The 19860-nt window shown below is 62.3% G+C and carries 20 protein-coding genes; 9 read left to right on the top strand and 11 right to left on the bottom strand.

Going from position 1 to position 19860, the window contains the following annotated elements; genetic code table 11:
- The first annotated feature begins 116 nt into the window (after window positions 1–116).
- The gene (locus Q4D83_RS01685; RefSeq protein ID WP_303172408.1) at window positions 117–686 is read left to right on the top strand and encodes a MarR family winged helix-turn-helix transcriptional regulator; all 570 of its coding nucleotides are present in this window, start codon (window positions 117–119) and stop codon (window positions 684–686) included.
- Between the two features lie 43 nt (window positions 687–729).
- Here the strand turns inward: Q4D83_RS01685 and Q4D83_RS01680 are convergent, their stop codons facing one another.
- From Q4D83_RS01680 to Q4D83_RS01665, 4 genes are read right to left on the bottom strand one after another with little or no spacing between them, the layout of a single operon-like run.
- Window positions 730–1452: a sortase gene (locus Q4D83_RS01680; RefSeq protein WP_303172406.1), complete on the bottom strand. Its 723-nt coding sequence runs from the start codon at window positions 1450–1452 to the stop codon at window positions 730–732.
- Window positions 1453–1462: 10 nt separating this feature from the next.
- Window positions 1463–2254: an ABC transporter ATP-binding protein gene (locus Q4D83_RS01675; protein WP_303172404.1), complete on the bottom strand. Its 792-nt coding sequence runs from the start codon at window positions 2252–2254 to the stop codon at window positions 1463–1465.
- Entirely contained in the window at window positions 2247–3041 is a 795-nt protein-coding gene (locus tag Q4D83_RS01670; RefSeq protein WP_303172403.1) for an ABC transporter permease, read from the bottom strand. The genes Q4D83_RS01675 and Q4D83_RS01670 overlap by 8 nt, the downstream gene beginning before the upstream one ends.
- Before the next feature lie 10 nt (window positions 3042–3051).
- The gene (locus Q4D83_RS01665; RefSeq protein WP_303172402.1) at window positions 3052–4224 is read right to left on the bottom strand and encodes an ABC transporter substrate-binding protein; all 1173 of its coding nucleotides are present in this window, start codon (window positions 4222–4224) and stop codon (window positions 3052–3054) included.
- A 293-nt stretch (window positions 4225–4517) separates the two neighbouring features.
- On the opposite strand from Q4D83_RS01665, the gene Q4D83_RS01660 reads away from it, so the two are divergent.
- From Q4D83_RS01660 to Q4D83_RS01635, 6 genes are all read left to right on the top strand, one after another.
- A complete protein-coding gene (locus Q4D83_RS01660; RefSeq protein ID WP_303172401.1) occupies window positions 4518–5078 on the top strand; it encodes an OsmC family protein in 561 nt (186 codons plus the stop codon).
- A gap of 3 nt (window positions 5079–5081) precedes the next feature.
- Window positions 5082–6137 carry an acyl-CoA dehydrogenase family protein gene (locus Q4D83_RS01655; RefSeq protein WP_303172400.1) on the top strand — a complete coding sequence of 352 codons (1056 nt, stop codon included), beginning with the start codon at window positions 5082–5084 and terminating at the stop codon, window positions 6135–6137.
- Complete coding sequence (locus Q4D83_RS01650; protein ID WP_303172398.1) at window positions 6134–6643, top strand: flavin reductase family protein; 510 nt, start codon at window positions 6134–6136, stop codon at window positions 6641–6643. Before Q4D83_RS01655 ends, Q4D83_RS01650 begins: the two co-directional genes overlap by 4 nt.
- Window positions 6644–6771: 128 nt before the next feature.
- Window positions 6772–7380, top strand: coding sequence for a TetR/AcrR family transcriptional regulator (locus tag Q4D83_RS01645; RefSeq protein WP_303172397.1), 609 nt, complete (start codon window positions 6772–6774; stop codon window positions 7378–7380).
- A 2-nt stretch (window positions 7381–7382) separates the two neighbouring features.
- Window positions 7383–9668 (top strand): ABC transporter permease, encoded by a 2286-nt coding sequence (locus tag Q4D83_RS01640; RefSeq protein ID WP_303172395.1) that lies wholly within the window; start codon window positions 7383–7385, stop codon window positions 9666–9668.
- A gap of 4 nt (window positions 9669–9672) precedes the next feature.
- Entirely contained in the window at window positions 9673–10407 is a 735-nt protein-coding gene (locus Q4D83_RS01635) for an ABC transporter ATP-binding protein (protein WP_303172393.1), read from the top strand.
- Here Q4D83_RS01635 and lipB read toward each other — a convergent pair.
- Entirely contained in the window at window positions 10385–11110 is a 726-nt protein-coding gene (gene lipB / locus Q4D83_RS01630) for a lipoyl(octanoyl) transferase LipB (protein WP_303172392.1), read from the bottom strand. The genes Q4D83_RS01635 and lipB overlap by 23 nt on opposite strands.
- A gap of 121 nt (window positions 11111–11231) precedes the next feature.
- The gene (sucB, locus tag Q4D83_RS01625) at window positions 11232–13262 is read right to left on the bottom strand and encodes a 2-oxoglutarate dehydrogenase, E2 component, dihydrolipoamide succinyltransferase (RefSeq protein WP_303172391.1); all 2031 of its coding nucleotides are present in this window, start codon (window positions 13260–13262) and stop codon (window positions 11232–11234) included.
- A gap of 126 nt (window positions 13263–13388) precedes the next feature.
- On the opposite strand from sucB, the gene Q4D83_RS01620 reads away from it, so the two are divergent.
- Entirely contained in the window at window positions 13389–13787 is a 399-nt protein-coding gene (locus Q4D83_RS01620) for an oxidoreductase (protein WP_303172390.1), read from the top strand.
- On the opposite strand, the gene Q4D83_RS01615 is transcribed toward Q4D83_RS01620, so the two are convergent.
- Window positions 13784–15280: a leucyl aminopeptidase gene (locus Q4D83_RS01615; RefSeq protein WP_303172389.1), complete on the bottom strand. Its 1497-nt coding sequence runs from the start codon at window positions 15278–15280 to the stop codon at window positions 13784–13786. The genes Q4D83_RS01620 and Q4D83_RS01615 overlap by 4 nt on opposite strands.
- 225 nt (window positions 15281–15505) lie before the next feature.
- Here Q4D83_RS01615 and Q4D83_RS01610 point away from each other — a divergent pair, with 225 nt between their 5' ends.
- The gene (locus Q4D83_RS01610) at window positions 15506–16606 is read left to right on the top strand and encodes a branched-chain amino acid aminotransferase (RefSeq protein WP_303172387.1); all 1101 of its coding nucleotides are present in this window, start codon (window positions 15506–15508) and stop codon (window positions 16604–16606) included.
- Between the two features lie 21 nt (window positions 16607–16627).
- On the opposite strand, the gene Q4D83_RS01605 is transcribed toward Q4D83_RS01610, so the two are convergent.
- Genes Q4D83_RS01605 through Q4D83_RS01590 form a run of 4 tightly spaced genes read right to left on the bottom strand, consistent with a single transcriptional unit; the run spans window position 16628 to window position 19772 of the window.
- Window positions 16628–17482 carry an adenosylcobinamide-GDP ribazoletransferase gene (locus tag Q4D83_RS01605; protein WP_303172386.1) on the bottom strand — a complete coding sequence of 285 codons (855 nt, stop codon included), beginning with the start codon at window positions 17480–17482 and terminating at the stop codon, window positions 16628–16630.
- A gap of 9 nt (window positions 17483–17491) precedes the next feature.
- A complete protein-coding gene (gene cobT, locus Q4D83_RS01600; RefSeq protein ID WP_303172385.1) occupies window positions 17492–18592 on the bottom strand; it encodes a nicotinate-nucleotide--dimethylbenzimidazole phosphoribosyltransferase in 1101 nt (366 codons plus the stop codon).
- 13 nt (window positions 18593–18605) lie between these two features.
- A complete protein-coding gene (locus Q4D83_RS01595; RefSeq protein WP_303172383.1) occupies window positions 18606–19133 on the bottom strand; it encodes a bifunctional adenosylcobinamide kinase/adenosylcobinamide-phosphate guanylyltransferase in 528 nt (175 codons plus the stop codon).
- The gene (locus Q4D83_RS01590) at window positions 19134–19772 is read right to left on the bottom strand and encodes a DUF3043 domain-containing protein (protein WP_303172381.1); all 639 of its coding nucleotides are present in this window, start codon (window positions 19770–19772) and stop codon (window positions 19134–19136) included.
- Window positions 19773–19860: the final 88 nt, after the last annotated feature.

The following is a 19860-nucleotide window of genomic DNA, read 5'->3' as shown; positions in this document are numbered from 1 at the left end:
ATGCTTAGCGACGCCGCGGCCAGCCCCGGCCCCACCGCTCCTTCCGCGTTCGTGAGCTGCACGTTCGGGCTGCTAGGGTGTGCAGCAGGAACCCTAAGCAGAAAGGAAGTTTCATCGTGTTTGGATTTTCTCAGCGTCCTGGGGGCGAGCGCGCAGGCGGGCCTCCCGGACGTCCCCAATTTAACGAAGATAGCTTCGATTACCGGATGTATCAGATTGGTATGCACCTGAAACGTGCTGCCATGAAATCCCGGATGGGTGCCAAGCGTGGACTTGGGCGCCGCCAGCTCCAACTATTCGTCGCGCAATCGCGTGTGCTGTCGCTGTTGAACGAGCGCAGCCCGATGGGGCAACAGGAATTGGTGGACGTCCTGGGCGCCCCACCGCAAGCGTTAGCTGAGGTCCTCAATGCTATGGCGGGTTCCGGGCTGATCACGAGTGCGCCGAATCCGGCCGATGCCGCCGATCAACTCGTTTCCCTGACGGAAGCCGGTGTCGAGCAGGCAAAGGAACAGGCTGAGGAAAACGCGCGCCTTGATCCCACGGCTGCCCTCACCGACGAGGAACGCCAGCAGTTGTTCGGCCTTTTGGACAAGATTATTGCCCATTTGGACGCACAAGACGACGGCGATGATGCTGACACGGTTTCCGGACGGGGGCCGTTCCGCCGCGGCCGCCGCCACTAGCGCAGCCGCCACTAGCGCAGCCGCCCGCAGATTGCGAGGCTTGCTAGGTGAGGTGGCCTGAGATGATGACGTTGTAGTCCAAGTCTTGGCCGTCTTTCACCGCGCAGGCGATGAGGATGATGCGGCCGGGGATGGTGGTATCCACAAGTTCGGCGTCTTCGATGGCGTCCTGCTTGTGGATCAACCAGGCGTTATCGACAACCCATTCGCGTGCGGCGCCGTGTGTGTCCGTGGTGCGCAACGTCGAGCCGTTGAGGCCGGGACTCGGGTAGCGGGGGATGGTGCCGCCGGAGACTGCGGGGGCTGGTACGGGCGGGGCGTCGAGAGGCGCCTGGGCAGACAGGTATTCGGAAATAGGGTTGAACACGAGTTTCTGCTGTGCCCATGCGTGCCCGAGGATATATACGGTGCCTTCGTGGGCGCGTGACGGTGGCTGCCCCCAGCCCTCAACCCAGCGCACCATCGTGTCTTGCGGTCCGGCCGGATCGAGGGGAAGTACGTACGGCATGGAATCGTAGGTAGCGCCGTGTAAGGGGACCACACCTTCGATACTGAACGTGCCGACATCCATCGGAGCCGGACCCGTGTTTACGCTTGGTGGCGGCGCCGGCGGCGTGGTCGAGGTGGTGTGGGTGACGCTGCTGGCCGGTGGTTGCGATTGCGTGTCGGAAGCATCGACGCGGGTGAGGAATACAACCGCCGCGGTGCACACGCAGGTGACGGTGACAAGGACGGCGACGAGCGGCGCCACCAGCGACGTTTTCATGCGTCGTATTCTAGCTGAGCGTCGCAGGAGCCTTCGGCGAGTGCTCCAGGAGCTCCAACAAATGCTCGCGTAGCTCTGTGTGGTCGGGGGAGGGGCCCACGTCGAGGTCCGCGATGACGGTGGCGCTGGGGCCGTGGGACATGACCAGGATGCGATCCGAAAGCGTGATCGCTTCGTCCACGTCGTGGGTGACCATGATGACGGTGCGTTTGTTGGCCTCCCACACGCTTCGCAACTGGAGTTGTAATTCGCGGCGGGTGAGGGCGTCGAGGGCGCCGAATGGTTCGTCAAGTAGCAGAATATCCGGGTCGACGGCGAATGCTCGTGCGAGTCCGACGCGTTGTTGCATGCCGCCCGACAACCGCGCCGGGCGTCGGGTGGCGGCGTGCGCCAACCCCACCTGGGCGAGGAACCGGTCGGCGATGCGCGATCGTTCCGCAGGTCCGAGTTCGGGGCGGGCGGATTTGAGTCCGAACTCGATGTTTCCTTTGGCGGTCATCCAGGGCAGCAGGGCATGGTGCTGGAATACCATGCCCCGATCCGGTCCGGGCGCGGTGACGGGGTGGCCCGCGGCGAATACGGTGCCGGTGGTGGGGAACGCCAGCCCGGCGATCATCGAGAGAATGGTTGATTTCCCGCAGCCGGACGGGCCGAGGATGGACACGAATTCGCCGCTGAAAATACGCACGGAGGTGGGGGCGATGATTTCCGTCGACCCGTATGATTTGGTGATTTCGGTTAAGTTGACGTGGGCGCCGTGAGATTCGGTAGGAGTTTCGGCAGCGGATACAGCGTTAGTCATATCGAACAACTTTCTGAATTGCGGCGACGAGGTGGTCCAGGATTAACCCTGTGGCGCCGATGATGAGGATGGACACCACGATGGAGTTAATATCCAGGCGGTTCCATTGGTTCCAGACGAAAAAACCGATGCCTTGCCCGCCAACAAGCATTTCGGCGGCGATGATGACCAGCCACGACGTGGACAGGGAAACCCGCAGGCCGGTTACGATTCCGGGGAGGGCGGCGGGGAGCCAGACGTAGATGATCTGGGCCCATGCCGGGGTGCCTAAGGTGGCGGCGAGTTGTAGGTAGGTGGGGTTGACGTTGCGCACGGCGTCGATAGTGTTGAGGAGCGTTGGCCACAGCGCGGATAGCACGATGACGAAGATGGCGGTGCGTTCGGAATTGCTCAGCAGGGCCAGTCCCAGGGGCAGCCAGGCGAGCGGGGACACGGGGCGCAGAATTTGAATGAGTGGGTCCACTGCCCAGCGGAGAGCGGTGCTCCGTCCCAGCAGGAAACCGGTGGGGATGGCGATGGCCGTGGCGATGAAAAATCCGGTGAGTACGCGTCGCAGGGAGGTGACAAGGTGCCAGAAAATCCCGACGCTGTTCGGGCCGTCGCGGTAGAAGGGATCGGACAGAATTTCGTAGGCGCGGGTGATGGTGCGCGCTGGCGTGGGTGCGAGGTCGCTGATCCATCCAAAGGTTGCCGCAGACTGCCACAGGCTGAGCACACCGCACAGCAGTATGACGCCGATGCCGGCCGCGCGCCAACCGGACGCTTGTTTGATTTCGGTCTGGTGCATGGTGGGGTTCCTAGTATCCGAGGGTGGGCAGATTTGGGTCGAACTCGCGGCCGTTGACCACAATTCGGTCGCTGCGCAGCGGTTGGGGTCCAGCCGCTGGTGGCGTTGCGGGGAGCACGGAATCCGCGAGCCGGATGAGCGCGGCGTCGTCCATGGTGATCGCGTTGCCGCCGAGGTTCCAGCGGGCGATTTGGGTGGCCATCCAGGTCAACGCGGTGCTGTCGGTAGGGCTGCCGAAGATAATGCGTTCGTGGTCCACGGTGGGTTTGCCGTGCCAGTCGTGGTAGTGGCCGCTGAGCGCGGGTTGCAGCAGTTCCGCCGGCTGGTTCAGGTACTTTTCCTGCGCAAGAATGTTTGCAACCTCGGACTGGTGTTCGGGGTTGTTGGCGAATTCGGCGGCGTCCGCAAGCGCGCGGGTAAGCGCGGCAGTATCCTCGGCGTGGCTCGCGCGCCAATCTTGCGACACCGCGACACTGCAGCACGGATGCCCGGGCCACAGCTGCTTGGTGAGCTTGAAAATTCGGCCGGCGCCACTGTCGATGGCGCGTTGGTTAAACGGTTCTGGGCCGACGAACCCGTCGATACCCCCGAGCCGCAATTGGGCAACCATGTCCGAGGGGCGCAACAGGCGGAGTTCCACTTCCGTGCGGGTATTTACGCCGTGGCTTTCCAGGTAGTCGCGCACCAGTAACGCATGGACCGAATATTCGAATGGGATGCCTATCACCTTGTTGCGGAAATCTGCGGCGGTTGTTACGTGGCCTGCGTGTTTGCTGGCTAGGGTGATGGCTTGGCCGTTGGTGTTTTGGGTGAACAGAACTTCGGTTGGCCGAGTACCGTTGGTGGCGCCAGCATTGATTGCGAGCGGCATGGGGGAGAGCATGTGTGCGATGTCGAGCAACCCGGTGGCGTAGGCGCTCCATAGGTCTGCCCAGCCGGCGAACTTTTTCAGCGTCACACGCACCCCTTGTTGTTCGAACATGCCTTTGCTGTGGGCGAGGATTAGGGGTGCGGCGCAGGCGATGGGAATGTATCCGATGGTGAGCTCGCGGTCGGATGGGGCGGAGTGTGCTGTATTGCTGGCGCATGCACTTGCCATACCTGCGAGCGGAAGTCCTGCCGCGGCGAGCGCGGTGTATTGCAACAGGGCCCTGCGAGAGGTGTGAGGGGAGTGTGGGGGCATGCGAGCAACCTTCGGAAGTGTGGCATTTCGAATCTTTATAGACCGAGCTGTCTTGCTGGCCTGCCTGCTGAGAGTAGCGGTGTGATGTGTGAAATGTCCAGCGTATTGGCAAAGTTGCATGTAGGGCGTGAATATTTTTCCGCGCAGCCCAAGCGTTGGATCCGAGAAAATCTGCCCAAAGATAGACCGAGCTGTTCACAAACGGGTCTAGTTCGTGTTAGGGTCGGACAACGAGTTCAGCGCCGCCGCGCCGAACCATGTCACCGCCAAACCTGAAAGGTCCACGACGAACTATGAGCGACTTGACCCCCAACCACCGCCCCGGCGAACCGCTGCAGCCGATCGATAAGGACGCGCTCCAGGCGTTAGCGCAGAAGAACATCGACCACCCAGAGGGCGCGAAGAAAACGGTGCGTACCCACACGGAGGCGGACGGGCTGTTTCGCAATGTGACCAAGGTTCGCCACCTTGAGCCGGTGCTGGTGTCCGAACCCCCGGCACTGCTTGGCGACGACTCCGCGCCGAACCCCACCGAGGTCGCCCAGGCCGCGTTGGCCGCGTGCATTTCGGTGGGGATTCAGGCGATTGCCACGAACCGGAACGTGACGCTTACCAAGATTGAAATTGATATTGAGGGCGACATCGACATCTCCCCGACGTGGGGGGTGGGTGACGTGAGCGAGGGCAAACGCCCTGGCGTTTCCGACGTCCGTGTGCGGGTCACCTTGGACGGGGACGCCGACCGCGAAACCTTGGAAAAGATCCACCAGGATGCGTTGCGATGGTCGCCTGTGGTCAATACCTACACTCGCCCAGCCAGCCTGACTTCCACACTCGTGATCGAAGGTGCATAAACCATGACGACGGCAATTATTGAGCGCATCGAATTGGCGCCGCTGGGAACGCACCCAGATGTGCTACAGGAAGTATCCTCGAACGCGGCCGCGGTGGATTCCGGGACGGTGGATGCGCGCTACATCCTGCCGCTGCTTGGTCCCGAAAAACTCGGCGAGGGGCTGCTGGCAACCGCACGAACCATTCGGGAGATTTCTCGGCTCGACCTCTCCGCCGGCTTTACCGCTTGGGCTCACCGCATGACGCTGGAGTATCTACGCCGCGCAGCCACCAATGCGCATATTGATTCGATTATCGGCCAGTTGGAACGAGGTGAGCGGCCGGGCGTGACCGGCATGGCGGCCGCGTTTAAAGAGTTCGCTGGTTGTGGCGAGATTGAGCTGCACGCGGTGCCGGTCGCCGGCGGGTATCGAATTTCGGGCAAGTTGAATTGGGCGTCCAATCTGTACGATGACGCCGTGCTGGTCACCGCCGCGCGCACCGTTCACGGCGACCGCATCGTGTTCTATATCGAAAGCCAGTCCGAAGGCGTGGAATTCGGGTCCCCATTCGGTTTGCTGGGGTTGAACGCCACGGCGTCCGCGTGGGTCACCCTGGACAATGTTTTTGTTCCGGAATCGCAGATCATTTCGCACGATTTCGAAGCGTTTATCGCCGAGGTGCGCCCGACATTTGTGTTGTTGCAGGTGGCGGAGTGCGTCGGTGTCGCCGAGGCTGCGGTTGCGGCGGCTTCCGCGCGCCTGACGGGCGTGAATGAGACGTTCGGCGCGGATGTGGCGCGGGTCGCCGAGGAGATTCAGGGCGTGGTGGCGCGCCAAGAGGACATTATTGGGCGCTTACCCCAGGCAACCGCCGTTGAACTGCTGGAATTGCGTCTCGACGCCGCGTCTTGCGCCACCTCCGCAGCCAACATTGAGGTGCGCGTGGCTGGTGGTGCCGGCTATGCGCAACGCTCTCCGGCGTCGCGAAGGTTCCGCGAGGCGGCGTTTATCCCGGTCCAGTCCCCGTCGGAGTCGCAATTGCGGTGGGAGTTGGCGAGGGCGCGTGATGGCCTATGAACACGACCGTGACGCGGCCAACGCAGACGCATTATCGGCAAAGCGTGGCCAATTTTCCCTCCGGGGTGACCGTAGTGACTACACATTCGAATGGCGAGGATGTGGGATTGACGGTGAGTGCGTTCGCTTCACTGTCACTGGAACCACCAATGGTGCTGGTCAGTATCGACGAATCCTCCCGTTCGCACGAGTTTTTGCAGCAAGGCGCGCCGATTGGAATTTCGGTGTTGGCGGCGGACCATACGGAAACGGCGGTGTCGTTTGCTCGTCACGGCCACGACCGGTTTGCCGGCGTAGAGATTGAGCGCCGTGATTCGGTGCCGTTTATCGCTGGCGCTGTTGCCTGGTTTTTGGGTGAGGTCACGCATCGCTTTATCGCCGGTGACCATGTGATTCTTGCGGTAACTGTTCGCGGTTGCGATTTCCGGGAGGATGCAACGCCGCTTTTGTATCAGAATGGGCGGTTGCGTCCATGGCCCGAGCTGGATCCTGCAATCGCAGGTTAGTTCGCCATCGGGGGAGCGTGGCCCGCAGCTGGGTGTGCACGAAACGTGCTTGTGCCTGGCTGTGGGCTTTGTTAGGCTTGAGGGTATCAACCGACCGTCGGTCGGTAGACGTGTTTGGAGGAACTCACATGCCTGGCTTACCTGGCGTTCAACGGAAAACGCTGATTCTCGACGCCGCGCAACAACTGTTCAGCGCTAAGGGCTACCAAGCCACCACCATCGAAGACATCCTTGCTGAAACCGGCATCGCCAAAGGTACTTTGTACTACCACTTTCGGAACAAAGAGGCGATCATGGATGCCATTATCGCGCGCACGGCCGACGCGATTGTGGCGCGTGCGGAAGTCGTTGTGGCTAGTGAGGTGAGTCCAGAGGAAAAAGTTGTGGGCGTGATCCGATCCGCACGAGTGACCGACGCTACGCCGGAAGTGATTGCGGATCTTCACTCCCCGGAAAACTCCGCGTTCCACATTCGATCGGTGCTGTATACGGTGCGACGGCTCGCCCCCGTGTTGGCCGCCGCGATTGCGGAAGGTGTTCGCGCAGGCGCCTTTCAATCCGAACAGCCGCTCGAGGATGCGGAGGTCGTGCTGGTTGCTGGTTTTATGCTGACCGATGATGGCTTCTTCCCAGGCGAATCAGACGAATTGCGGCGCCGCGCCATGGGTGTGATACGCGCGGCTGAACGATTGCTCGGCTGCTCACCTGGGGCCTTGCTTACCGTGTTGGGAGGTTAACGGTGTTTCGAAGAATGCTGTTGGGGGATTTCAAACGCAGTGTGGGGATTTCCGTGACGTTAACGGTGCTTATTGCGTTGGCGGCCGCGTTGATCGTGATGTCCGCCTCCCTCACTGCGCAGACTATGAGCGCCGTGGACGCGTTGTGGCGCAAGTCTTCGCCGCCAGATGTGGTGCAAATGCATACCGGGGATATCGACGCCGACTCCGTGGCGGCCTGGGCCGAGGGGCGCACCGATGTGGCGGATTATCAGGCGCTGCGCACGCTGCCGTTGCCGGGTTCGCAATTGTGGCTCAATGGCCAAAACCAAGCCGATAGCGTTCTCGAACCGGCGTTTGTCCTCTCGCCGGAACGGTTCGATGTGTTGCTGGACGAACAAGGCAATCGCGTGGACCCCGGGCCAGGGGAGATCGGCATGCCGGTCCATTACCTGGCAATTGGGGCGCTCGCGCTTGGCGATACCGTTCGCATCGACATTGACGGTTTCGAACGGGAGTTTAAGGTCTCGTCGTTTGTGCGGGACGTGCAGATGAATCCTTCGATGGTCACCTCGAAGCGCATGGTGATTAATGAGGAGGATTTCGCTGCGATCAACCCCCACCTTGAACCCGAATACATCATCGAATTCAAGCTTGTGCAAGGGGCGGATGTCAGCGCGTTTGTGGATGCCTACGCCGAGTCTGACCTGCCCAAGCGGGGCATTAGCGTGGACGCCTCCATCTTCCGCCTCATGAACGGCCTGACCACCTTGCTTGTAGTGGTGTTGGCGCTGATTATCGCAACCTTCCTGGTATGCATTTCGGCCTTGGCGTTGCGGTTCGCATTCCTTACCGCCATGGAAAACGACATGGCGGAAATTGGCACGCTGAAGGCGATCGGGGCGTCGGAACGCGACGTCAAGCGCCTCTACCTTGTGAAATACGCAGCGCTTGCGGTTGCTGGCACCCTTATTGGCGCGTTGGCGGCGATACCAATGACGCGCAGTGCGATGCGGCTGGTACTGGTGTATCTGGGCGAGGTCCATCACAGCGCGTGGACGATTCTGCCGCCGGTGATTGCCGCGGTGGTAGTGCCGGCGTCGATCGTGCTGTTTTGTTGGCTCCTGCTGCGGCGGTTGCGCACCGTGTCCGCCACGGAGGTGCTGCGCCGCGGCAATTCCCCGAAACAGTCAGGTGTTCGTCGGTTGCGGCTGGCCAAGAGTGCGCGGATGCCGGTGCATCAATGGATCGGACTGTCGGAAGCGGTGCGGCCGGCGAACCTCCTGTTGGTTGGCGTGATGGTGGTCAGCGCGCTGCTGATGATTCTGCCGTCGGCGGTGGTGTCCACCATTGACGACCCGCGCTTTGCCACCTACCTAGGCATCGGCAATGCGGACGTCCGAGTGGACGTGCGTGAAGGCGGCGTGGATATCGGGACAATCGAACAAAGCATCGCTGGCAACGCGGAGGTTGCCAAGTCTGTGACGTTGGTGTCGAACCGGTACGAAATTCAAACAAGCGACGGTTGGGATCAAATCGTGGTGGAGCGCGGTGACCATGGTGTGTTCCCATTGACCTACCAGGATGGCGTCGCGCCTACGGCCAGCGATGAAATTGCGTTGTCAATCAATCAGGCGAAGACGTTGGACGTCGCGCCGGGCGACGCGGTGAAACTGCGGGCCGGGGATGCCACCCACGAGCTCACCGTCACTGGCACCTATCAGGACATCACCAACGGCGGGTTGACTGCCAAGGCGACGTTCGAGGACACCACGCCGGTGGTGTGGCAGGTGCTGTACCTCGACGTCACGGACGAGGCGAACACGGATGCGATTGTGGAGCAGCTCGCAAGCGCTTTCCCAACGGCGAAGGTGAGTTCCATTAGGGACTTTAGCCGGCAAACTTTTGGTGCCACCTCGGCGCAATTGCAAATCGTCGCGGTGCTCGCCGCCGCCGTCGCCGCCGCCTTGGTGTTCCTGGTAACCACCCTGTTTTTGATCTTGGTGATCCATCAGGAACGGCTGGAGGTGCGCACGTTGCGGGCAATTGGTGCCTCGGAGCGTGGGCTGGTCATGCAATACCTCACCCGCTTCGGCGCAATCGGCGTGGTTGGCACCCTAGTGGGAACCCTCGCTGTACCGCTGCTCGGCGGCGGCGCGCTGCGCGGGGTGTTGGGATTGCTCGGGGCCCCTGGCGTGCAGCTATTGCCCAACCCGTTGTTGTCCTGGGTGGTAATGCCGCTGTTGTTGATTGGCGTGGTGCTTGCAGCCACCGCCGCAGCTACCCGCACGATACGAAAGGTCTCTTAACGTCATGCTTACCGCAACCAACCTGGTCAAGGAATACCAAACCCGTGTGCTCGACGGTATCGACTTCACCGTTGACGAACGAGAGTTCGTGGCTATCATGGGCCCCTCCGGCTCCGGCAAATCCACGTTGCTGCACGCACTCAGCGGCCTCGATCGCCCCACCTCCGGGGACGTGACGTTCCGAGGACAATCGTTGACACAATTATCGGAGGCGGAGCTTGCCAGATTGCGGCTCACCAAATTCGGCTTTGTGTTCCAGCAGCCGAACCTGCTGCAATCGTTGGGCATCCTGGATAACGTCATCCTGCCGGGGTTCCTCGCCGGCACGTCGCCGCGGGCAGAGATTGTGACTCGCGCGGAACAGCTCATGGAACGCGCCGGGATTGCCCAGCTTGCGCAGCGTACCGTGACGGAAGTTTCGGGCGGGCAATTGCAGCGTGCAGGTATTTGCCGGGCGTTGATCAATCAACCGGAAATGCTGTTTGGAGACGAACCCACCGGCGCGCTCAACTCCGCTACCTCCGCACAAATTCTCGATTTGTTGCAGGACATTAACCGCGACGGCACCACGATCGTGTTGGTCACCCACGACCCCATGGTGGCGGTGCGCGCCGACCGGCTCGTCGTGCTTGTAGACGGCCACATCGCCGAAGAACTCCGCCTCGGCGCCTACCAACACGCCGACGAACAGGCCCGCCATAAGGCCGTTGTCGAACTTATGATGGCTCAGGGCGTATAGCCAACGTGTGGTCCGCCACGGTGAGTTCGCCGGAAAACGCTGCGGCGAGGGCGTCGGCAAGCGGGGTAATCATTTCCTGCGGCTCCACGTTGCGCCCAAGCTCGGCGCTGAGGGTGCTCACACCGGCGTCGATAATCCCGCACGGCACGATGTGGTGGTAAAACTCCAACGTATTGTTGCAGTTCAACGCCAGCCCGTGCATGGTCACTCCGCGCGTCACCCGGATACCCAGCGCCGCTAACTTCCGGTCCGGGGAGGTCAGCCACACCCCAGAGCGACCCTCGATCCGCCCAGCGCCAGGCAACCCGGACGTGCGCAACACTTGAATAATTGCTTCCTCCACGCGCCGCACATAATCGACCACATCAACGGGTTCGGCAAGCTTCACAATCGGGTAACACACCAGCTGCCCAGGGCCGTGCCACGTAATGCGGCCGCCGCGATCCACATCTACGCACGGCAAACCGTTGGTCGGGCGGTCCTCCGGTTGCGTGCGCTTGCCTGCCGTGTACGTACTTGGGTGCTCCAAAAACAGTAGCTGATCAGTGATTTCCCCGCGCGCTCGCTGCGCCGCAAGTTCCGCTTGGCGTTCCCAAGCTTGCACGTAATCCACTTCGCCTAACCAATGCACCTTAAGCGGCGTATCGACGTCGCGGATTGGCTGGTCTGCGGCAGTAAACGGCGGGCGGGGGGCGGCGGTCATGGTGCAAAAGCCTTCAATCGAAAACGAACAAAAATTTCAAAGCGGCGGCGAGTTTCGGCGGCAAAACACCCCGCTAGCCGCGAAGCCGACGGGGTGTATTGGGGAACTGGGGCCTAGGCGATTAGAGGTCCAAATCGCCCGCGAAGTTCGCCGTCTCCAGGCGATCCCGCACGGTGGTGAGGAAGCGGCCCGCGTCGGCGCCGTCAATCACCTGGTGGTCGTAGGTCATCGGCAGGAACACCATCTGGCGCACCGCGATCGCATCGACCCCGTCTTCGGTGATCACCACGGGGCGCTTCACAATCGCGCCGGTGCCGATCATGGCGGCCTGCGGCGGCACCAAAATCGGGGTGTCCGACAAAGCGCCCTCGGAACCAATATTGGTGATGGTGAACGTGCCACCCATCAGATCGGCGGGCTTGAGCTTGTTGTTGCGCGCGCGATCCGCAATATCCACAATGGCCTTCGCTAACTCCGGCAGGGTCATGTCCTGCGCGTTGTGAATCACCGGGGACAGCAGGCCAGCCGGGGTGTCCACCGCGATACCAAGGTTCACCTGGGAGTGGTAGGTCATTTCCTTGGTGTCCGCGTTGTAGGACGCGTTGACGTTCGGGTGGGAAACCAGCGCCTCCACGATCGCCTTGGCAAAGAACGGCAGGTACGTCAGGTTCACCCCGTACTTCGCCTGGAACGCTGCCTTGGAAGCCTTCCGCAGATCCGCAACCTTGGTCATATCAACCTCGTGCAGCTGGGTAAGCTGCGCTGCGGAATGCAGGGATTCCAGAGTCTTCTTTGCAGTGATCTCGCGGATACGGTTCACCCGCTGCGTGGTGCCACGCAGCGCTGCCTTTGCCGGGTCTACACCCTTCGTGGAAGCAGCGGACTTCGGCGCCTCAGGTGCTGCCTCCGCGGTGTCACCCTGCTTCGCCGCAGCAAGCACATCCTGCTTGCGGATACGGCCACCAACGCCGGTGCCGGTGATGGTACGCAAATCAATGCCGTGCTTATCAGCAAGCTTGCGCACCAGTGGGGTCACGTACGGGACACCCTCATTGTCGTTGCTCTTGGCGGCGGCCTTCGGTGCCTCCACCTTCGCGGCCACCTCCGGCTTAGCCTCCACCTTCGGTGCGGCCTCAACCTTTGGCGCGGCCTCTTGCTTTGGCTCGGTCTTCGGTTCCGGTGCCGGGGTCGGCTTGGGGGTTTCCTGCTTCGGGGCTTCCGCGGCGGCGGGCTTGGCGGCACCGGAGCCCACGCGGGCGATCACGGCGCCGACGTCGACGGTGTCGTCTTCTTCGGCGAGGATTTCCACCACGGTGCCGGCCACGGGGGAGGGTACCTCGGTGTCGACCTTGTCGGTGGAGACCTCCAACAGTGGTTCATCTACCTCGACGGTATCGCCGACGGCCTTCAACCAGCGGGTGATGGTGCCTTCGGTGACCGACTCGCCCAATTCCGGCATTTCAATGTCGGTGGCGTCACCTGCAGCCTCTTGCTTTGGCTCGGCCTTCGGTTCCGGTGCCGGGGTCGGCTTGGGGGTTTCCTGCTTCGGGGCTTCCGCGGCGGCGGGCTTGGCGGCACCGGAGCCCACGCGGGCGATCACGGCGCCGACGTCGACGGTGTCGTCTTCTTCGGCGAGGATTTCCACCACGGTGCCGGCCACGGGGGAGGGTACCTCGGTGTCGACCTTGTCGGTGGAGACCTCCAACAGTGGTTCATCTACCTCGACGGTATCGCCGACGGCCTTCAACCAGCGGGTGATGGTGCCTTCGGTGACCGACTCGCCCAACTCCGGCATCTCAATGTCGGTGGCCTCACCCGCGGCACCGGCATCCCCGGCACCGCTTTGCGCGGAATCAGTAGCTGCGGCGGGGGCGGGTGTTGCTTCGGCGGCCGCGGTGTCGGCTGGCGCTTCGCCTGCTTCGCCGATTTCTGCGATTACGGCGCCGACGTCAACGGTGTCATCTTCATCCGCCAAGATTTTCAAAAGGACACCCGCAGCCGGGGACGGAATCTCAGTGTCGACCTTGTCGGTGGAGACCTCCAGCAACGGCTCGTCAGCGGCGACGGTATCACCAACCTGCTTCAGCCATCGGGTGATTGTACCCTCGGTGACGGATTCGCCCAGTTCGGGCATCTCAACGGAGAACGCCATTGTGTCAGACTCCTTGGAAAAGTCGTTTTGTTACGGTCCTAATACAGCAAAGCGTACCGGTTCGGCGTTGGCTTTGTTGCGGCAGGGTAGGCACAAACCACAGTTTTACTCATAGAATTGTGTGCTGTGTTCAACATTTTCGGCCGAAACCGCGCCAAATCCAGCCTGAAACCACCCCGTGCGCCGGGAGAAACAATCAGGCCAGAGGACCGCGATTACCTACGTTCGTGGGTAGTTGGGCGGGCATTTGTCGAGGCGTATATCGAACCCGAAACCGTGGTCAATGAGATGAGCGCAGTGCTCGTCGACGAACATGGTGATTTTACCCGTCGCCGCATCGGCGGACCCAAAGGAATTGATGCACTTGTTCGACTGCTGAATGTGCCTGTGTACGACGTGGAGGAGACCGGCTACCCGCAACGCATGCGCGCGAAAATAGAGCGCGACAGGATCCTGCGGAAACGCCAGGAACAACGCGAACGCCGCGCCCGTTTTGAGCGCGGCGAACTACCGGACGGGAATTAACCCTTCTCCGCGATGTCACGCAACGCGGCGATCAGTGTGCGCACGGGCGCGCCCGTCCCGCGGGCCGGGGTGAATCCGTGTGCGCTTTCGGCGTTGAAAGCCGGCCCCGCGATGTCCAAGTGCGCCCATTCGACACCATCAGCGACGAATTGTTCGAGGAAGTATCCGGCGGCCAGCATGCCCGCATTGCGGTGATTTGGCAGGTTGCGCAGGTCTGCCACTGGGGACTTCAGTGAGGCTGCGGTTTCCTCAGGGATCGGCATCGCCCATGTGGGCTCGTCCACCTCGCGGCCGAGCGCGGCAATGCGATCGCGTAATTCATCGCTGCCCATTACGCCGGTGGTGCGGGTCCCCAACGCCACCAGCTGCGCGCCGGTGAGCGTAGCGGCCTCAATGAGGTAATCCGGGTCATCTTCGCAGGCGCGTGCGATCGCGTCGGCAAGGATAAGGCGGCCCTCCGCATCCGTATTCATAATCTCGCACGTGGTGCCCCCGTAGTGCGTGATCACGTCACCCGGCCGGTACGCACCACCGCCGGGCATGTTCTCCGCTAACGGGATTGTCGCGGTCACATTGACCGGCAGTTTCAGGCGCGCGGCGGCGATGATCGCGGCCAGCACCGCCGCCGAACCGCCCATATCCATAATCATGTGGTCCATGTTTGCGGCGGGTTTGATGGAAATGCCGCCCGTGTCAAAGGTGACGCCCTTACCCACCAACGCCACATGCTTCGAAGCCTTCTTCGCACGGTACGTCAACCGGACAAGGCGTGGTGGCCGAGCCGAACCTTCCCCCACGGCGAGGATTCCGCCGAAGCCAGCTTTGGCAAGCGCGGCGTGGTCAAGCACCTCGACATTGATGCCCTCGCGCTTTGCCGAGGTCGCCGCAAACTCCGCGTAGGTTTCCGGGTATAGGTGTGAGGATGCGGTGTTGACAAGGTCACGAGCCAGTGCCACTGCTTCTGCGGAAATCAGCGCCTGCGCAACCTCAGTCTTGTCTGCGTTCACAAAGACAACTTCGCCCACCGGAGTCTTGCGTGGGGTGAGCTTTTCGGTGCGTAAGCCCCGGTAGGTGTAGGCGCCCAACACGAAGCCCTCCACCGCAGCCTGCACGCCGAATGCGCCCAACGTGGTGGCGGCCCGTTCGATTCCCGTTAGGCTTCGGGCTGCAACCCCCGCTGCCCGCCGCACAGCTGTTTCGGTGACTTCGTCGGCATCCCCCAAACCGACCGCGACGATAACATCCACCCCGGTCGCCTTCGGGGCGGGGACTTTGGTGATTTCTTCAGCCGCACCGGTGGCTCCAACCGCCACGAGCGCTTGGAAAACTTCCAACTCGGTTTTCTTGTCAAACAGCCCGCTGGCCGCGAGCACAACCTCATCTTCGCCCTCGAACACGGGAATTAGGAGTGCTTCGGTGCGTTTCGGGAGCTTCTTCGATGTGGACACGGCCGGAACGATGCCGAATGCCGGAAGCGTAAACTCTTTGGCCACGATAACTGGATCCTCCAAGACGATGTGGTGTTGCTGTTGTGGTGGAAAGTGCCGCCGCGCCAGCAAAGCCGATCAAGCAAGCATTGGTGACGCCGCAGGCATTTCCACCCTAACGATACGACGAGTTAGCCGCGCAACAATGATTCGTGCGCCAGCTACCCGACGCAGAATTGCGACTAGGTTTTCGCACGCGTGGTTGCTTTCGGGTGGGTGTAGTGTGTCTGTATGCCTGCATTGACCTTTACTGTTTCCGAAACGGATCACCCGACCACCCCAGAGCGAAAGGCCGAAATTTTAGCCAATCCGGGGTTTGGCAAATACCACACCGATCACATGGTGCTCATCGATTGGAATGTGGAGAAGGGCTGGCATGATGCCCGCATCGTCCCGTACCAGCCGATTGAGTTGGACCCCGCGGCGTCGGTGCTGCACTACGGTCAGGCCGTGTTCGAGGGGTTGAAGGCGTATCGGCACGAGGACGGCAGCATTCAAACGTTCCGGCCGGAGCAGAACGCACTGCGGTTTCAGCGTTCCGCAGAGCGGTTGGCCATGCCGCAATTGCCGGTGGCGGATTTCATTGAGGCGATCCGCCAACTGGTGGCAGTGGACCACGAGTGGATCCCCGCGGCTGGCGGTGAGGAATCGCTGTATGTGCGCCCGTTTATGATCGCTACGGAGTCGTGCCTAGGGGTGCGGCCTGCAAGCCAGTACGTGTTTGCGGTGATTGCGGGGCCGGCGGGGGCGTACTTCTCCGGTGGGATTAGGCCGGTGTCGGTGTGGCTGTCGGAGGACTATGTGCGCGCGTGCCCGGGTGGGACCGGTGCAGCGAAGTTTGCGGGGAACTACGCGGCGTCGTTACTCGCGCAGGCGCAGGCGGCGGAACAGGGGTGCGATCAGGTGGTATGGCTGGACGCCATCGAACGCAAGTACGTGGAGGAGATGGGCGGCATGAACCTGTTCTTCGTCTACGGCACGGGTGCTCAGGCCCGCGTGGTCACCCCGAAGCTGTCCGGCTCCCTGTTGCCGGGGGTCACCCGCGACTCCATCTTGCAAGTCGCTGCAGACCTCGGTTACGACACCGATGAGACACTCGTTTCCACCGCGGAGTGGGAGGAAGCCGCCGCCTCAGCAGCTATGAGCGAAACGTTTGCCTGCGGCACGGCGGCGGTGATTACGCCGGTGGGTTCAGTCAAGAGTAGCCACGGCGAGTTCAACATTCATGGGGGCCAACCCGGGCCGATCACCATGCAGCTGCGGGAAACCCTCACCGGCATTCAGCGCGGGGTGCTGCCGGACACCCACGGCTGGATGCACCGGTTGATCTAGCCGCGCGGTTCGCGGCTGGGGTTACAGCAGCAGTGTGTGCGTCGCCTGGAAGGCAATCACGAACATGACTGCCGCGCCGGCGGCGGTCAGTTCGATGGTGGCGCCAACGCAATCGCCGTTGAGCCCTTCGAACCGACTGTGCAAGCGGCGTGCCAGCCCGGTTCCAGCGGCAAGGGCAGCGCCGAGCGCGCACAGCGCTGGCAGGGCTAAGAGCCACCCCGTCGGGGAGCTGACGCCGAGGGCGGCAACGGCAGCTGCGAGGGGAATCGCCCAGGCTGCGATGGCGCGGCTGGAGACCGTACCGATGATCATGGCGCCGAAGCCATGTGCGGACAAGGGGTGAAACTTGCGGTGGCAGGGAATCATGCCCGCGATCCGGGATACCACTAGTATCACTCCAATAGCCGCCGCGGACGCCGGGGCGGGGACGCGCTCGAGGATGGCGGTGAGCGCGGCGACTTGCGTAAGCAGGGTGAGCATGCTGACCCCCATGCCCAGGGCGCCGGTGTATTTATCGGCGAGTATCAGCCGCGCGGCGGCGGGGTCTGCGAGGGAACCAAGTGCGTCCCCGACATCGGCGAGGCCGTCGAGGTGCAGCATGCGGGTTCCCCATTGCCACCCCGCCACGCACAATACCGCCACCAACATCGAGGGGGTTCCAATGGCGGAAAGTCCCAGAATCAGCAGCATGGTCGGTACGGCGAGCACCAGCCCAACGATCGGCAGGGAATTCATCACCCGCCGGCCAGTGGTGCGGTCAAACGCCGTGGCTACACCCCCGACGGGCAGAATCGTCAGCCACGACAGTGCCGTTGCGGGACCTTCCAGCAGTGCGGGGCCGTGCTCGCCGGAGACGATCTCCGCTTTCCCGGACATTGTGGTTGCCTAGGCGCCCGCACCCGCGGTGCCCGTGCCGTCACCGTCGTCGGCTGCGGCGGCTTCCTCGTCGGTTTTTTCTGAGACACCGGCGGAAGCGAAGGTGGCCATATCGATCATGATGTCCACCGCAGCTTTCACGATGGGCAATGCCACGGCCGCACCGGAACCTTCCCCGAGGCGCATCTTGAAGTCGATGATCGGTTCGAGTTTCAGGGCGCGCAGGGCGAGTTTGTGGGCGGGTTCTGCGCCGCGGTGGCCTGCCACCCACCATTGTCGGGCGCCGGGAGCGAGCTTATTGGCAAGGATCGCTGCGGAGCTTACTACTACGCCGTCGAGAATCACGGGGGTGCGGCGCACGGCCGCCTGCGCGAGGAAACCGGCCATTGCGGCAAGGTCGGGGGAGGCAATGCTGCGCAGCACACCGATGGGATCGTGGTGCATGGTGCGCACCCGGAACATCGCGTCACGCACTACGGCAACCTTGCGCTTCCAACCTTCGTCGTCGATGCCGGTGCCGCGGCCAACCACCACCACGGGCTCGGAGTTCGTCATGGCGCCAATGAGGGCGGCGGCTGGGGTGGTGTTTCCGATGCCGAGGTCTCCGGCGATGAGTAGGTCCGCACCAGCGTCAACCTCCTCATCGGCGATACGCTGCCCGACCTGGATTGCCTTGATGACTTCTTCCTCGGTCATGGCGTCTTCACGGTCAATGCAGCCGGAGGCGCGACGCACCCGGTATTCGCCGTCCGCGTCGTGGTTCAGCGAAATGTCCACCACGCGTACCGACGCCCCCGCCGCACGACCAAGCACGTTAATGGCCGCGCCGCCGGCGTCGATGTTGGCGGCCATCTGCAGGGACACTTCCGCGGGGTAGGCGGACACACCGCGCTCAGCCACCCCGTGGTCGCCGGCGAAGACAATGATGCGGGGGTCGCGGATAGCTCGCGGCGGGCATACGCCTTGGCAGGAGCTCACCCACACCCCAAGCTGTTCAAGACGCCCAAGGGAGCCGGCGGGCTTGGTCAGCGTGAGCTGATGCGCCTCCGCTTGCTCGCGCACTTCGTAGTTCGGTGCGTCGACCTTGGCAAAAAGTTCTGCGGGAACCATGGATGACTCCTTGTTAGGGTTGAGGTTTTACAACGAGCGGTATGCCTGCGATCACAAGCACCACCTTGTCGCACACATGGGCAAGCCGCTCATTCAATGTGCCAATTTCATCACGGAATAGTCGCCCCGCGGGGTGTTCGGGGATAACTCCCATACCTACTTCGGGGGTGACCAGCACGAGCTCGCCGCCAGTGTACGTATCGACGCCGCGTACCAGGGCGTCGATACGTGGGCCGCAGGTGCCACGGGGAAGCTCCCAAGCGTCTGCGGAATCGATAACATGTGTGAGCCACGTGCCGAGGTCATCCACGAGCACGGCGCCCGCCGGAGGATCCGCCAACACGTCCACTACGTCCCGGTAATCCTCCGTTCGCCATTCCGGGGGGCGGCGGCGCACATGGTCCGCAATCCGCGCCGCAAAATCCGCATCGCCGGGCCACGGGCGCGCCGTAGCCACATAGGTCACCGCGCCCGTAGGCATGAGCGACTCCGCGAACGCTGACTTCCCAGAACGGGCCCCACCCAGTACCAGCGTGCGCACTTAAACGTCCGCGCCGATCTCCACGCGCGGCTTCGGGCTCCGCAACTTCCGTGGCTGCGACGCCCGCGAATACGCGTAAAAGCCCAACGCAAAACCAGTATCCGCAGCATCCGGGAAACGCTGCTTGGCGGCCTTGGTTACGCGCGAACCGAGAATATAACCCTCGATGAAAAACGTGCCCATCACCAGCATTGCGACCATCGACACCGCAGTATTGGACTCCGGGTACGACTGGGCAATAAACAACCCAACTAGCAACACCAACGACATTGGCATCACCGCGTTGGACAAGAACCGGCGGGCATCCACCCAATCGCGAGCAAACGCGCGCACCTCGCCCTTATCCCGGTCCAATAAGTAACGCTCATCGCCGCGGTCAATGCCCTGCTGCACCGCACGGCTGCGGGCGGCACGCTCCTCCCGCTCCTTCTTTTTGAGCGCCTTATACTCCTCCTTGGACATTGACTGCTTCAATGCCTTTCGACGCGCGCGCGCCTCCTTCGCCGTCTCCGGCGGCGCCGTGGGCGTACGGCGAACGCCACGCGCACGTTCAACCTCATTCCGCTTCGGCGTAGGACGTCCCTTTTTCGGCGTATAACCCTTACGGTGCTGATCTGCGGACTGAGTGTCAGAAGCCACGAAACACTCCTTGGGAGGAAAACAAAAACGAACGCCTCTAAGGCTACAAGGGTTTTGGGCGAACACGTGAATGCGGGGCAGTGAGCCA

It is taken from the genome of Corynebacterium sp., assembly GCF_030532715.1.
Lineage (GTDB): Bacteria > Actinomycetota > Actinomycetes > Mycobacteriales > Mycobacteriaceae > Corynebacterium.
Note: the sequence above shows the minus strand (reverse complement) of the source record. Positions and strands in the feature narration are given on the sequence as shown.